This is a genomic window from Curtobacterium sp. 260 (assembly GCF_030803485.1).
Taxonomy (GTDB): Bacteria; Actinomycetota; Actinomycetes; order Actinomycetales; family Microbacteriaceae; genus Curtobacterium.
This window is the reverse complement of sequence record NZ_JAURUY010000007.1, coordinates 128,485-142,065: the sequence shown is the minus strand read 5'-3', so window position 1 is coordinate 142,065 and position 13,581 is coordinate 128,485. Positions and strand designations below refer to the sequence as shown.

The window sequence follows — 13,581 nt, the reverse complement described above, 5'->3', positions numbered from 1 at the left end:
CACTGAAGGGAACACCATGGCAGAGCACGACGACGAGGCACTGAACTCGTCCTCGGCTGTCGAGAAGCACGGCGCGACCAGCACGTCGGCCGGGATCGCGGTCGTCCCCGCGGACCCGTTCGAGAACCCGGGTGAGCCGCCGCACCGCGCGCGCCGCACCGATGTCGACCCGAAGAAGCAGCGCCTGGCCGAGCGTCAGGTCGCCACGTTCTTCTACCTGTCCATCGTGGGCAGCGTCCTCGCGATCGCCGCGTACATCGCCTTCCCGATCGACCCCGAGGACTTCGGCACGGTCCGTGCCGGCAACCTCTGGCTCGGTCTGGCGATCGCCCTGGCCCTGCTCGCGCTGGGCCTCGGCGCCGTCTACTGGTCGAAGTCGCTCGTCGTGGACCGCGAGATCACGGAGCTGCGTCACAGCACCCGTGGCACCGACGCGACCCGTGCCAAGGCGGTCGAGGCGTTCCAGCTCGCCGACAAGGAGTCCGGGTTCAGCCGTCGCAAGCTGATCCGCAACTCGATGATCGGTGCCCTGGTGGCCTTCCCGCTGCCCGGTGTCGTCCTCGTCCGTGACTTCGCCCCGGCGGAGGACCCGAACGAGCTCCTGCGCCACACCTTCTGGAAGTCCGGCATGCGCCTGACGAAGGACCCGACGGGTCTGCCGATCAAGGCGTCGGACGTCACCATCGGTTCGGTCTTCCACGTCATCCCGGACGGCATGCTCGACTCCGAGCACATGCTCGAGGAGAAGGCCAAGGCCTCCGTCCTCCTCATGCGTCTCGACCCGAAGGACCTCAACCCCTCCGCGGGGCACGAGGACTGGGGCTACGACGGCATCGTCGCCTACTCCAAGATCTGCACCCACGTCGGGTGCCCGGTCGCGCTCTACGAGCAGCAGACGCACCACCTGCTGTGCCCGTGCCACCAGTCGACGTTCGACGTCTCGAACAACTGCGAGGTCATCTTCGGCCCGGCTGCACGTCCCCTCCCCCAACTTCCGATCGCGATCGACGACGACGGCTACCTGGTCGCACAGAGCGACTTCCACGAGCCGGTCGGACCGTCCTTCTGGGAGCGTGAACGCTGATGACCAGCACCACCACCACGAGCGCGCCGGCCACGGCCACACGGCCCGAGCCGACGCGCGGGTCCCGACTCATCGGGGCCACTGCCAACTACATCGACGAGCGAACGAGCATCTCGGGCCTGGTGAAGGAGGTCGGGCGCAAGATCTTCCCCGACCACTGGAGCTTCATGCTCGGCGAGGTCGCGCTGTACAGCTTCGTCGTCGTCCTGCTGTCGGGGACCTTCCTGACGTTCTTCTTCCAGGCGTCGATGACCGAGGTCGTCTACAACGGCTCGTACGTCCCGCTCAAGGGCGTCGAGATGTCGACCGCGCTGCAGTCCACCCTGAACATCTCGTTCGACATCCGCGGTGGTCTGTTCGTCCGACAGATCCACCACTGGGCCGCCCTGCTGTTCGTCGCCTCGGTGATGCTGCACATGGCCCGCGTGTTCTTCACCGGAGCATTCCGCAAGCCGCGTGAGCTCAACTGGGTCTTCGGCTTCGTGCTCTGGGTCCTGGCCATGGCTGAGGGCTTCACCGGCTACTCGCTCCCCGACGACCTGCTCTCCGGCAACGGCCTGCGCATCATCGTCGGCATGATCGAGGGTGTCCCGGTGATCGGCGTGTGGATCGCCTACCTGCTGTTCGGTGGCGAGTTCCCGGGCACCGACATCGTCGGCCGCCTCTACACGCTGCACATCCTGCTGCTCCCGGCGATCCTCGTCGCGGTGCTCGGTGTGCACCTCGTGCTCGTCGTCATCAACAAGCACACGCAGTTCGCGGGCCCCGGCAAGACCAACGAGAACGTCGTCGGCGTCCCGATCCTCCCGGCGTTCGCCGCGAAGGCCGGTGGCTTCTTCTTCATCGTCGCGGGCATCCTCGCCCTCATCGCGTCGCTGTTCACGATCAACCCGATCTGGAACTACGGCCCCTACGACCCCTCCCCCGTGTCCGCCGGTACCCAGCCCGACTGGTACATCGGCTTCGCGGACGGTGCGCTCCGCCTGGTGCCGCCGCACTGGGAGGTCGTGTGGTTCGGCTACACGGTGTCGTTCAACATCCTCGTCCCGATCGCCGTCCTCATGGCGCTCATCATCGCGATGTTCGCCTACCCGTTCCTCGAGGCGTGGGTCACGGGCGACAAGCGTGAGCACCACCTGGCCGACCGTCCGCGCAACGCTCCGACCCGCACCGCCTTCGGTGCCGCGGGCATCACGCTCTACGCGTCGCTCTGGGCCGCTGCCTCGTCGGACATCATCGCGACGCACTTCATGGTGTCGATCGAGCACGTGATCCACGTCATCCAGGCCACGACGGTCCTCGGTCCGTTCGTCGCCTTCTGGATCACGAAGCGTGTCTGCCTGGCGCTGCAGAAGAAGGACCGCGAGATCGTCCTGCACGGCTACGAGTCGGGTCGCATCGTCCGGCTCCCGCACGGCGAGTACATCGAGGTGCACGAGCAGCTCGACGAGTACGAGCGCTGGAAGCTCCTGCAGTTCAACGAGTACAAGCCGCTCATGGTCCGTCCGGACGCCAAGGGTCGGATCACCGGGGTGCAGAAGGTCCGTGCGAACCTGTCCCGCTTCTTCTTCGAGGACCGCATCGCGCCGGTCACGAAGGCCGAGCTCGAGGCAGCGCACGCCGCGCACCACGGCCCGGAGCTGGAGGGCGACCACCAGGCCCAGGCCCCCGCGCTGGGCGCAGCGAACCACTAGGTTCCTCGGCAAGAACGAACGAGCCCCTCGACCACACCGTGGTCGGGGGGCTCGTTCGTTCGCCTGTTCCGAAGCAGACTCGCCACTCCCGGTTCACCGTGCATTCAGAGTGGCGTGCTGGACTCGTCATCGACGGTGTGGCAACGTGTTGCACCACGCATCCGCCAACGGAACGAGAGACCGATGGACAGCCGGACGGCCGAACACCCCAGGCCGAACCACTTCCTCCTCCACCTCAGCGACACCCACCTCGTGGCGGGTGACGGCGCGCTCTACGGTGACGTCGACTCCGCAGCACGGCTCTCGGCGATCGTCGCCGACATCGAGGCCTCCGGTACCCACCCGGAGGCCATCGTCGTCACCGGCGACGTCGCCGACAAGGGCGAAGCCGGTGCCTACGTCCGCATCCGCGACATCGTCGAGCCGGCTGCCCGTCGCATCGGCGCGCAGGTCATCTGGGCCATGGGGAACCACGACGAGCGCGGGGCCTTCCGCCAGGAGCTCTTCGGGCTGCAGCCGACCGATCGTCCGGTCGACTTCGTCTACGACGTGAACGGCCTCCGCGTGATCACCCTCGACACGAGCGTGCCGGGGGCGCACCACGGCGAGGTCTCCCCCGCGCAGCTCGACTGGCTCGCCGAGGTGCTGTCCGAGGCGGCGCCGCACGGCACGATCCTCGCCATGCACCACCCGCCCGTGCCGAGCGTGCAGGACCTCGCCGTCCTCGTCGAACTGCGCGACCAGGCGGCCCTCGCGGAGGTGATCGAGGGGTCGGACGTCATCTCGATCATCGCCGGGCACCTGCACTACTCGACGAGCGCCGTGTTCGCGGGCGTGCCCGTGTCCGTTGCGAGTGCCACCTGCTACACGCAGGACCTCACCGAGTACCAGGGCGGCACCCGGGGGCAGGACGGCGCGCAGTCGTTCAACCTCGTCCACGTGTACGGGAACAACGTCGTGCACTCGGTGGTGCCGATCGGCCACTACTCCACGGTCGGTGAGCCGGTGTCGTCGGAGCAGACGGAGGCACGTCTCGCGGCGGCCGGCATCACAATCGCCCCGGCCGTCGAGCCGGCGCCCGTCACCTCGAGCATCCCGGTGTTCACCCTCGACACGGTGCCCACCTCCCCCGTCCGCCGCTGACGGCTGTGCGTCCTCGACGGCCGTACGTCCCTGACGGCCATCCGCCCTTGGCGGCCGTCCGCCGCTGACGGCCTGACGTCGCTGCACGCTGCACGCTGCACGCTGCGCGCTGCAGGCCGCACATTGCGATGCGGGGTGACGTCCCTGTGGGACGCGCGCCGAGCCTCCCGTCCGTCGCGGAGGCCACTCCTGCCCGCCGAGCGAGCACGACATGCCGCGCGCCGGTCGTCCGGCGGGCACGACTCGTCGCGCGCGCGCTGAGCGCGACAGGAATGGCCCGCTCGCTCGGAGGCGCCAGGGCTGGCCCGCCCGCCGCACCGACAGTGCCGTCATCGGCCCGCTCGTCGCCACGAGGGAGACCGGGCCGGACGGTTCGCTGGGGACTACTGCGCGTCCTGCTCCCACGGCGCCGGGAACGGGAAGTACTTCTCGAGGAAGTCCGTCACGCGCCGGGTGCGCTCGTCGTCGGAGACCTCCGGGAAGCTCCCGTCGTTCAGGCAGAAGAAGTCGACGTTCCGCTTCTTGAGCAGGTCCTCCAGCGCCTTCAGCCCGGACTGCATGGTCGTGTCGACGTAGCGCACCGGAGCGTTCTCCTGCACGATCGCCCGACCGGTGAGCAGCGCGTAGTAGTGGTACAGGGAGTTCGTCACGGAGATGTTCTCGGCCGCGCGGAACCGCGATGCCATCGTCGCGCGGAACTCGTCCGCGAACTCGTGCTCCATCTCGGTCATGATCGAGGCGCGCAGTGGCGTGGGCGCGTGCTCGAGGTGCCGCGTGGTCACCGCGCCGAAGCGCTGCTGCAGCAGGCGACGGTTGACGCGGGCGGAGTTCTCGAACCCGCTCCGTGCCGGGTTGTTCGTCCCGAGCCCGATGCGGGTGGTCGCGAGGATGAACTTCGACACCGACCCCGGGCTGAAGAACACCGACGGCTCGACCATCCGCCCGAAGAACATGTCGTCGTTCGAGTAGATGAAGTGCTCGCTGATGCCCGGGATGTGGTGCAGCTGCGACTCGACGGCCTGCGAGTTGTGCGTCGGGAGCACCGAGGGGTCTGCGAAGAACTCCTCGCTCCGGACGATCCGTACCTTCGGGTGGTCGGCGAGCCACGCGGGCGCCGGCGAGTCCGTGGCGATGTAGATCTGGCGGATCCACGGCGCGAAGGTGTGGACGGAGCGCAGCGCGTACTTCAGCTCGTCGATCTGTCGGAAGCGCGCCGGAGCATCGTCGCCCTCCCCCAGCACGGCGTTCGCCTGCGCGGCCTGACGTGCCCGCTGGTACTCGACCGCGTTGCCGTCGACCCACGAGAAGACGATGTCGATCGGGAACCGGATGTCCGACACGTGGTCGTCGAACATGTGCTCGACGGTGCGCCAGGTGCGGCCGTAGCGTTCGATGTCGACGAGCTCGAACTCCTCGACGGGGAGACTGCGGCGCATCAGGGCGTTCTCGACGGGCGCGAGCACCTCGGTGTCGGTCACGCGCCAGAACTCGAGCTGCACGCTCGTCTCGGCGCCGTAGCGGAGGCGACCCATCGGCTCGAGCCGGGGTCGGAAGAGCCGGAGCACCGGCTCGTCCACCGATCCGAGACCGTCGTCGACCACGAGCACGGCGGGCTGTCCCGGCGGCTTCGCGTAGAACGGCTCGTTGACCGCGGCGGCCATGATCGCGCTCTCGGCACGCTGCCGGTCGCGCTCGTCGACCGCGACGACGGGACGACGGTCGTTGCCGCGGATGAGCAGGTGGTCGACGTCGCCGGCGGTGAGCGCGTCGTCGAGGAACAACAGGTCCTCGATCATCGACTGCTGGGGCGTCAGGTGCCCGTTGACCAGGGTCAGGCGTCCCTTGCGGACGACGACGTCAGGTCGGTCGAGACCGCCGGAGGACGGTCGAGGGTTCAGCAGAGGACTCTCGGTCGCCGGCTCGGTCTCGTGGCTCATCCATGCCCTTCGCATCGCGTCAGCCGGGCCCTGTGCCCGGCTCCTGCGATCCTACCGTCCGACGGGCGCGCGCGAGCGCCGCCCGGTCACGGTCGGGAGGCGCGCCCCGCGTCCGTCCCGCGCGGCACCTTGACGGTGATGCCGGTCAGGATGAAGGCCGCGGCAGCGACGAGCTGGAGGCCCGCCCAGACCTGGCCGGGGATCGGCACGATCACGACGGGGTTCCAGCACACCGCGATCGCAGCCGTGAGCGCGACGGCCCACCAGGAGCGGCCCCGGACGGCGAACACGAGCACGATCAGCGCGAGCACCGTCACGCCCCACCGGACGAAGACGAAGCCCGAGGAGTCGAGGACCGCGACGAAGGCGATGAGGACGACCGCGGCGAGCAGCGACGGCGCGAGTGCCGGGCGCGTGAAGGGCGGCATCCCGTCGGCCGACGCCGCGGTGGTCGCCGGGCGCTCGTCGGGGCGGTGTGTCGGCACCCCCTGCAGCGACGAGCCTGCGGGAGGCCGACCCTTCCGTGCCATCAGGCGCCGGCCTCCTCGAGGTCGATCGCCTGGATCGGACGGGACATCGGCGGCAGCCCGCGGACGCGCTCGAGCGCCGGGACGAGCTCGTCGACGACCGCGCGGTAGCCGTCGGCGGTGAGGTGCAGGCCGTCCTCGGTGTAGCGGTCGGCGAGGTGGTCGTCCTCCGCGAGGGCCGGCCAGAGGTCGAGGTACTGGGCGTGGCAGGTGGCGACGAACTGACGGAGGTGCCGGTTCGCCTCCTCGATCTTGGCGCACCAGTCGGCCTGGCGGGGCAGGATCGACACGAGCAGCAGACGGACGCCGGGGAGCTCGCGGCGGAGCGTCACCAGGATCGACTCGACGCCGCGGACGACGTGCTCGACGCTCGACCGGTGGTTCCCGAAGTCGTTCGTCCCGATGAGCAGCACGATCACCTCGGGCTGCTCGGCGATCACGGCGTCGAGTCGCGCGAGCACCCCGTCGGTGGTGTCGCCGCCGACGCCCTGGTTGCTCGTGCGCTCGCCCGGGAGCCACTGGTCCCAGGAACCCTGCTCGGTGATGCTGTCGCCCAGGAACAGGACGGTGGGGTGTTCGGTGGTCATGCTGCCTCCTCGTGTACCGGTTCCTGCGGCCCATTCTGCTGGGTCCAGTTCCGCCCCGTCGACTCCGTGTGCTGCGACTCGCGCTCGGCCGCCGCCGTGATGCGTTCGACCATGCCGGGGAAGATGATGCCGTGGAAGGGCAGGATGCCGTACCAGTACAGGCGTCCGGGCAGTCCCTGGGGGAAGTAGATCGCCCGCTGGTGGTAGTCGCTGCCGCCGTCGTCGCTCGAGGTGACCCGCATCTCGAGCCAGGCGCGTCCCGGCGACTTGAACTCGGCGCGGAGCCGCAGGTAGCGCCCGCGTTCGAGCCGCTCCACCCGCCACCAGTCGAGTGCATCGCCCTGCTCCAGGCGGTGGGGGTCGCGTCGACCGCGGTTCAGGCCGACCCCGCCGGCGACCTTGTCCATCCACCCGCGTGCCACCCACGCCAGGGGGAAGGAGTACCAGCCGTTCTCACCGCCGATCGACTCCACGACGCGCCAGACGTCGTCCGCGCTCGCACTCGAGTGCCGCTTCCGGTCGTCGACGTAGACGGTGTGCCCGGCCCACTCCGGATCGCTCGGCAGCGGGTCCGCCGGGGTGGAGGAGAGCGTGGCGCTGCGCCAGCTCGTCTGCACCTCGCCCTTCCGCATCTTCGTCAGGGCCAGCCGGACGGCACGGCGGTAGGAGGTGAGTCCGCCCTCCGGACGCGGGACGTACCGGTCGATGTCGTGCTCGCGTTGCACGCACTCGAACTGGAGCGACTCGATGATCGGTGTCGCGAGCTTCCGCGGGATCGGCGTCACGATGTTGAACCAGTGTGCGGAGAGACCCGGGGTCAGCACGGGCAGGACGGTGAAGCGCCGCTGCGGCAGCTTCGCCTCGACCGCGTAGCCGTTCAGCATCTGCCCGTACTTGAGGACGTCGGGACCACCGATGTCGAACGTCCGGTTGACGTCGGCGGGGATGCCGAGCGCCTCGACGAGGTAGTAGAGGACGTCACGGACGGCGATCGGCTGGATGCGGTTGCGGACCCAGCGGGGTGCCGGCATCCAGGGCAGGACGTCCGTCACGTGGCGGATCATCTCGAACGAGGTGCTCCCCGAGCCGATCACGACACCGGCCTGGTAGGCGATCGTCGGCACGCCCGAGGCCAGGAGCACGTCCCCGACCTCCTTCCGGCTCCGGAGGTGCTTCGACAGCTCGCCGTCGGGGTGCAGTCCGCCCAGGTAGACGAAGCGGCGCACACCGGCGTCGTGGGCCTCGCGCGCCATCGTCTCGACGGCGTCCCGCTCGGCCTGCTCGAAGTCGCCGTCGGCACCCATCGCGTGCGCGAGGTAGTAGACGGCCTCGACGCCCTGGACGGCGGACCGGACCGCCTCGGCGTCCTGCAGGTCGCCCTCGGCGACCTCGACGTCGTCGTGCCAGGGCACGTCCTGGAGCTTCCGCGGCGTGCGGACGAAGACGCGGACGTCGTGCCCGGCCTCGAGGAGGCGGGGGACGAGTCGTCCGCCGATGTACCCGGTCGCACCGGTGACGAGGACCTGCATGGAGGGCACGGTACGCGCGTCGCCTCCGGGTAGGCTTTCCGGGTGGACAACGCAGCGATCCCCGCACACCAGGACCGGGCCGACCAGCACGAGCTCAGCGCCGACGCCGTGCGCGCCCTCATCGACCACGCGATCCTGAAGCCCGAGCTCACGCGTGCCGACGTCGATGCGCAGCTCGACGAGGCCGCGGCGCACCGGGTCTTCAGCGTCTGCGTCCGTCCGAGCGACGTCGCGCACGCCGTGGAGCGCCTGCAGGGCACCGGGGTGGGCGTCGGCACCGTGATCGGGTTCCCGCACGGCACCACGACCACCGCCGCGAAGGTCGCCGAGTCGCTGCAGGCCCTGGCCGACGGCGCCTTCGAGCTCGACATGGTGCAGAACGTCGGCGCAGCGCGCTCCGGTGACTGGGACCGGGTCGAGCAGGACGTCCGTGCGGTCGTCGACGCCGCCGGGGACACCGTGGTGAAGGTCATCCTCGAGACCGCGTTCCTGACCGACGACGAGATCGTCGCCGCATCGCGAGCGGCCCAGCGCGCCGGCGCGGCCTTCGTGAAGACGTCGACCGGGTTCGCCGGCGGCGGCGCGACGGCCGAGCACATCCGCCTGATGCGGGACACCGTCGGTCCCGACACGGGTGTCAAGGCATCCGGCGGCGTCCGCGGCCTCGACACGCTGCTCGAGATGGTCCGAGCGGGTGCCGACCGCATCGGCACGAGCGCCTCGGCACGCATCCTCGACGAGGTCGCACACCGTGCGTCCACCGGAACCGCGTCGGCACTCGGCGACGACACCTCCTCCTACTGACGTCTCGGCCGCCCGCGCACGCGAGCGGCCCCGCCCGGGCCCGGGCGGACCGACCCGGTCCGTCCGGACGTCCGGACCAGCAACGACCGACCCGACCACACCGCCGGGGCCGGCTCGCACCGACGCGAGGTCACGTCGTCACGGTGAGCCGGGCCTCCAGACCGCCGCATCGGAGCGCGCATGTCCAGCACCGCACCCCTGTCCCCCTCGTCCGCGATCGCGCTGGCCGTCGATCTCGGCGGCACCAAGGTCGAGGCGGCCCTCGTCACCGACCAGGGCGTCGTCCTGCCCGGCACCCGGCACCGGCAGCCCACCGGACCGTTGCGGAGTGCGGACGAGCTGCAGGCGGCGGTCGACCAGGTCGTGACGGCGACCCTCGCGACGCTGCCGGCGGACGCCCGGCTCGTCGGCGTGGGGGTCGGCGCGGCCGGTCCGGTCGACGAGGAGCACGGCCTCGTATCGCCCCTGAACATGCCGGTGTGGCGCGGGTGGCCGCTCCGCGACCGGGTCGCGGCCCTGGTCCCCGAGGGGGTGCCGGTGACGCTCCGGATGGACGGGCTCGCGATCACCCTGGCCGAGCACTGGGTCGGTGCGGCGCAGGGCTCGGACCACGTCATGGGGATGATCGTGTCGACGGGCGTCGGCGGCGGTCTCATCCTGCACGGGCGCACGGTGAGCGGACCCACCGGCAACGCCGGACACATCGGCCACGTCGAGTGCGGCGGCTTCGACGACCCGTGCGCCTGCGGCGGTACCGGCTGCCTCGAGGCGGTCGCCAGCGGGCCGAAGACCGTCGCCTGGGCGCAGCGACAGGGCTTCGCCGGGAGCACCGGCGAGGAGCTCTCCGCCGCGTACGCCGCCGGTGACGAGATCGCGGTGGCGGCGGTCCGGCGGAGCGGGCGGGCGCTCGGACAGGCCGTCGCGGCAGCGACGAGCCTGGTGGACCTCGAGGTCGTGGCGATCGGCGGCGGCTTCTCGCACGTGACGCCGGACCTGTTCGAGTACGCCCGTGAGGCGGTGGCCGAGCGGGTCGAGTTCGGCTTCGTGACGAAGGTCCGGATCGTGCCGACGGCGCTGTCCCAGGACGGGCCGCTCATCGGGGCGGCAGCGCTCGTCCACCGCGCCGACGTACTGCGCTGACGCGACACGGGCACCAGGGCACCCGGGCACACGTGCCCGTTCACGGGCGCGCGCTCGTGCTGGGCGCGGGGCCGCGGTCGCGGTCGCGGTCGCGGTCACGCACGCAGCGCCGAGGCCGACGTCCTCTCCACAGGGCCGACCGCGGTGATCGTCCGTCCGGCAGGATGAGCGGGTGCCGACGCCCCGCCTGCTGACCAGCGACGACTGGCCGGAGACGGAGCTCCGCGCTGCGGTGCTCGCCGGCGAGCTCGTCCCCGTCGGGTGGTGCTGGGCCTCCCCCGCGGAACCGCAGACGCCCGCCCTCCGCGCCGCCGCGCACGCGTGGCGCGTGCCCGACGAGCGTGTGGTGGCGAGCGGGCGGTCCGCCGCCTGGATCTGGGGTGCGACGTCGCGCCCGCCCTCACCGGTCGAGGTGAGCGTCCCGCCGACCGTCCGCATCCGTGTCGACCCCGACGTGCGGCTGCGCGAGGTCCGGCTCCCCGCCGAGGACACCGTGCTGGTGGGCCCGGTCCGCGTGACCTCGCCGGAGCGCACTGCGGTGGACCTGCTCCGCGCGCCCGGCGCGTTCGACGCGTCCGCGCGCGATGCCCTGCGCGGCCTCGTGGCGATCGGGGTGGTGCGGGTCGACGAGGTCCGGCGCCGCCTGGCAGCGCTCGGGACGATCCCCATGGTGCGGCAGGCGGCCCGGCGTCTCGACCAGGCGATCGCCGCGTCACCCGATCAGGCGCCCGCCGGGGTCAGCCCGCGCTGACCCGGTACACGTCGTAGACCGCGTCGATCCGCCGCACGGCGTTCAGCACCCGGTCGAGGTGCGTCGTGTCGCCCATCTCGAACACGAACCGGCTGAGCGCCAGGCGGTCCGAGGACGTCGACACCGTCGCGGACAAGATGTTCACGTGGTGGTCGGTCAGGACGCGCGTGACGTCGCTGAGCAGCCCGGAGCGGTCGAGCGCCTCGATCTGGATCTGCACGAGGAACACCGACTTCGACGACGGGGCCCACTCGACCTCGATCATCCGGTCGGGCTCGTTCATCAGTGACTTCACGTTCGTGCACGACGCCTGGTGCACGGAGACGCCCTGACCGCGGGTGATGAAGCCCACGATCTGGTCGCCGGGCACCGGCGTGCAGCACTTCGCGAGCTTCACCAGGATGTCGGGCGCGCCGCGGACGAGCACACCGCTGTCGCTGTTCCGGAGCTGGCGGCTCGTGACCTGTCGCGGGAAGGCGAGCTCGGGCTCGTCCGTCTCGGCCTCGGTCTGCACGTTGCCGAGCACCTTCTCGATGACGGACTGCGTGGACACATGGCCCTCGCCCACCGCCGCGTAGAGCGCGGAGACGTCGTCGTACCGCATCGACGAGGCGACCTCGGCGATGGAGTCCTGGCTCATGATGCGCTGCAGCGGGAGGTTCTGCTTGCGCATCGCCCGGGCGATCGCGTCACGGCCCTGCTCGATGGCCTCTTCGCGGCGTTCCTTGGTGAACCACTGCTTGATCTTGTTGCGGGCACGGGGGCTGCGGACGAACGTCAGCCAGTCCTGGCTCGGGCCGGAGTCCGGGTTCTTCGAGGTGAAGATCTCGACGACGTCACCGCTCGACAGCGTGCTCTCGAGCGGGACGAGGCGCCCGTTCACCTTGGCACCCATCGTGCGGTGCCCGATCTCGGTGTGGACCGCGTAGGCGAAGTCGACCGGGGTCGCACCGGCGGGCAGGCCGATGACCTTGCCCTGCGGGGTGAAGACGTACGTCTCCTTGGCGCCGATCTCGTAGCGGAGCGAGTCGAGGAACTCGCCGGGATCGCTCGTCTCGGCCTGCCAGTCGGTGATGTGGGCGAGCCACGCCATGTCCTGGTCGTCGGTGGTCGAGGAGGCGTCGACGTCCCGTCCCTGGGCGCGCTGCTTGTACTTCCAGTGCGCCGCGACACCGAACTCGGCACGCTGGTGCATCTCGTGCGTGCGGATCTGGATCTCCACGGCACGGCCCTGCGGTCCGAGCACCGTCGTGTGCAGGGACTGGTACAGGTTGAACTTCGGCGTCGCGATGTAGTCCTTGAAGCGACCGGGCAGCGGGGTCCACCGGGCGTGCACGGAGCCGAGCATCGCGTAGCAGTCGCGGACGGTCGGCACGAGCACGCGGATGCCGACCAGGTCGTAGATCTCGTCGAACTCGCGCCCGCGCACGATCATCTTCTGGTAGATCGAGTAGTACTGCTTCGGCCTGCCCATGACCTCGCCGCGGACCTTCGCGGCCTTCAGGTCCTTCTTGAGCGTGCCGATCACGTTCTGCACGAACTGCTCGCGCTTCGGCTGCCGTTCCTTGACCAGGCTGTCGATCTCGACGTACAGCTTCGGGTGGAGGACCGCGAACGACAGGTCCTCGAGCTCCAGCTTGATCATCTGGATGCCGAGCCGGTGCGCCAGGGGCGCGTAGATCTCGAGCGTCTCCTTGGCCTTGCGCGACGCGGACGCGGACTCCACGAAGCCCCAGGTGCGCGCGTTGTGCAGACGGTCGGCGAGCTTGATGACGAGGACGCGGATGTCCTTCGACATCGCGATGACCATCTTGCGGACGGTCTCGGCCTGCGCGCTGTCGCCGTACTTGACCTTGTCGAGCTTGGTGACACCGTCGACGAGCATCGCGATCTCGTCGCCGAAGTCAGCACGGAGCTGGTCGAGCTGGTAGTCGGTGTCCTCGACCGTGTCGTGCAGGAGCGCCGCGGCGATCGTGATCGTGCCGATCCCGAGGTCGGCGAGGATCTGCGCGACCGCGACCGGGTGGGTGATGTACGGCTCGCCGGACTTCCGCTTCTGGCCGTCGTGGGCGCGTTCGGCTACCGAGTACGCCCGCTCGATGAGCGTGACGTCGGCCTTCGGGTGGTGCGACCGGACGGTACGGATGAGCGTGTCGACCGCCCCTGCGGGCTGCGCCCGCGAGAAGAGGCGCGGCAGCAGCGACCGCAGGGAACCGAGGTTGCCGGTGGTCGTCGCGTTCAGCGGACTGGAGGGCCGCGGCGCGGACCCGGGACGGCTCGCGCCGGGCGTGGGCGCACCCTGCGACGAGGACTCACGGGTGTCCGTCATGATGCGCCTCCTGCGACCGGTGTCCGGGTACGGTCTGGCAAGCCTACGCGCGTCCG

Annotated in this window: 11 protein-coding genes; 6 read left to right on the top strand and 5 right to left on the bottom strand. The window is 70.4% G+C overall.

Translation table 11 applies throughout. The annotated features are described in order from the left end of the window. Nucleotides 1–16: 16 nt before the first annotated feature. From qcrA to J2X59_RS10475, 3 genes are all read left to right on the top strand, one after another. Nucleotides 17–1,084, top strand: coding sequence for a cytochrome bc1 complex Rieske iron-sulfur subunit (qcrA, locus tag J2X59_RS10485; protein WP_326496628.1), 1,068 nt, complete (start codon nucleotides 17–19; stop codon nucleotides 1,082–1,084). Next, nucleotides 1,084–2,778, top strand: a complete 1,695-nt coding sequence (gene qcrB / locus J2X59_RS10480) for a cytochrome bc1 complex cytochrome b subunit (protein WP_251155486.1) — start codon at nucleotides 1,084–1,086, stop codon at nucleotides 2,776–2,778. Before qcrA ends, qcrB begins: the two co-directional genes overlap by 1 nt. A gap of 183 nt (nucleotides 2,779–2,961) precedes the next feature. After that, nucleotides 2,962–3,921: a phosphodiesterase gene (locus J2X59_RS10475; protein ID WP_209682581.1), complete on the top strand. Its 960-nt coding sequence runs from the start codon at nucleotides 2,962–2,964 to the stop codon at nucleotides 3,919–3,921. Between the two features lie 383 nt (nucleotides 3,922–4,304). On the opposite strand, the gene J2X59_RS10470 is transcribed toward J2X59_RS10475, so the two are convergent. The 4 genes from J2X59_RS10470 to J2X59_RS10455 form a co-directional block, all read right to left on the bottom strand. Continuing rightward, the gene (locus J2X59_RS10470; RefSeq protein ID WP_326496627.1) at nucleotides 4,305–5,858 is read right to left on the bottom strand and encodes a stealth conserved region 3 domain-containing protein; all 1,554 of its coding nucleotides are present in this window, start codon (nucleotides 5,856–5,858) and stop codon (nucleotides 4,305–4,307) included. Between the two features lie 86 nt (nucleotides 5,859–5,944). Further along, nucleotides 5,945–6,388, bottom strand: coding sequence for a DUF6804 family protein (locus J2X59_RS10465; RefSeq protein WP_326496626.1), 444 nt, complete (start codon nucleotides 6,386–6,388; stop codon nucleotides 5,945–5,947). Continuing rightward, complete coding sequence (locus tag J2X59_RS10460) at nucleotides 6,388–6,972, bottom strand: GDSL-type esterase/lipase family protein (RefSeq protein ID WP_209682587.1); 585 nt, start codon at nucleotides 6,970–6,972, stop codon at nucleotides 6,388–6,390. Before J2X59_RS10460 ends, J2X59_RS10465 begins: the two co-directional genes overlap by 1 nt. After that, nucleotides 6,969–8,501 (bottom strand): SDR family oxidoreductase, encoded by a 1,533-nt coding sequence (locus tag J2X59_RS10455; RefSeq protein WP_326496625.1) that lies wholly within the window; start codon nucleotides 8,499–8,501, stop codon nucleotides 6,969–6,971. The genes J2X59_RS10460 and J2X59_RS10455 overlap by 4 nt, the downstream gene beginning before the upstream one ends. 42 nt (nucleotides 8,502–8,543) lie before the next feature. Between J2X59_RS10455 and deoC the strand changes: the two genes are divergently transcribed. The 3 genes from deoC to J2X59_RS10440 all read left to right on the top strand — a co-directional run bounded on the left by deoC (nucleotide 8,544) and on the right by J2X59_RS10440 (nucleotide 11,196). Further along, entirely contained in the window at nucleotides 8,544–9,305 is a 762-nt protein-coding gene (gene deoC / locus J2X59_RS10450; RefSeq protein ID WP_442781428.1) for a deoxyribose-phosphate aldolase, read from the top strand. Nucleotides 9,306–9,485: 180 nt separating this feature from the next. After that, nucleotides 9,486–10,445, top strand: coding sequence for an ROK family protein (locus tag J2X59_RS10445; RefSeq protein ID WP_066654306.1), 960 nt, complete (start codon nucleotides 9,486–9,488; stop codon nucleotides 10,443–10,445). Between the two features lie 172 nt (nucleotides 10,446–10,617). Continuing rightward, entirely contained in the window at nucleotides 10,618–11,196 is a 579-nt protein-coding gene (locus J2X59_RS10440) for a type IV toxin-antitoxin system AbiEi family antitoxin (RefSeq protein WP_326496624.1), read from the top strand. Here the strand turns inward: J2X59_RS10440 and J2X59_RS10435 are convergent. Further along, the gene (locus tag J2X59_RS10435) at nucleotides 11,183–13,525 is read right to left on the bottom strand and encodes a RelA/SpoT family protein (protein ID WP_245171075.1); all 2,343 of its coding nucleotides are present in this window, start codon (nucleotides 13,523–13,525) and stop codon (nucleotides 11,183–11,185) included. The genes J2X59_RS10440 and J2X59_RS10435 overlap by 14 nt on opposite strands. Nucleotides 13,526–13,581: the final 56 nt, after the last annotated feature.

Excerpts from the sequence above, each read along its gene's own strand:
- qcrA (WP_326496628.1), top strand. The coding sequence starts at position 17 with ATGGCAGAGCACGACGACGAGGCACTGAACTCGTCCTCGGCTGTCGAG.
- J2X59_RS10460 (WP_209682587.1), bottom strand. The coding sequence starts at position 6,972 with ATGACCACCGAACACCCCACCGTCCTGTTCCTGGGCGACAGCATCACC.
- J2X59_RS10475 (WP_209682581.1), top strand. The coding sequence starts at position 2,962 with ATGGACAGCCGGACGGCCGAACACCCCAGGCCGAACCACTTCCTCCTC.
- J2X59_RS10435 (WP_245171075.1), bottom strand. The coding sequence starts at position 13,525 with ATGACGGACACCCGTGAGTCCTCGTCGCAGGGTGCGCCCACGCCCGGC.
- J2X59_RS10470 (WP_326496627.1), bottom strand. The coding sequence starts at position 5,858 with ATGAGCCACGAGACCGAGCCGGCGACCGAGAGTCCTCTGCTGAACCCT.
- J2X59_RS10465 (WP_326496626.1), bottom strand. The coding sequence starts at position 6,388 with ATGGCACGGAAGGGTCGGCCTCCCGCAGGCTCGTCGCTGCAGGGGGTG.
- J2X59_RS10445 (WP_066654306.1), top strand. The coding sequence starts at position 9,486 with ATGTCCAGCACCGCACCCCTGTCCCCCTCGTCCGCGATCGCGCTGGCC.
- qcrB (WP_251155486.1), top strand. The coding sequence starts at position 1,084 with ATGACCAGCACCACCACCACGAGCGCGCCGGCCACGGCCACACGGCCC.
- J2X59_RS10455 (WP_326496625.1), bottom strand. The coding sequence starts at position 8,501 with ATGCAGGTCCTCGTCACCGGTGCGACCGGGTACATCGGCGGACGACTC.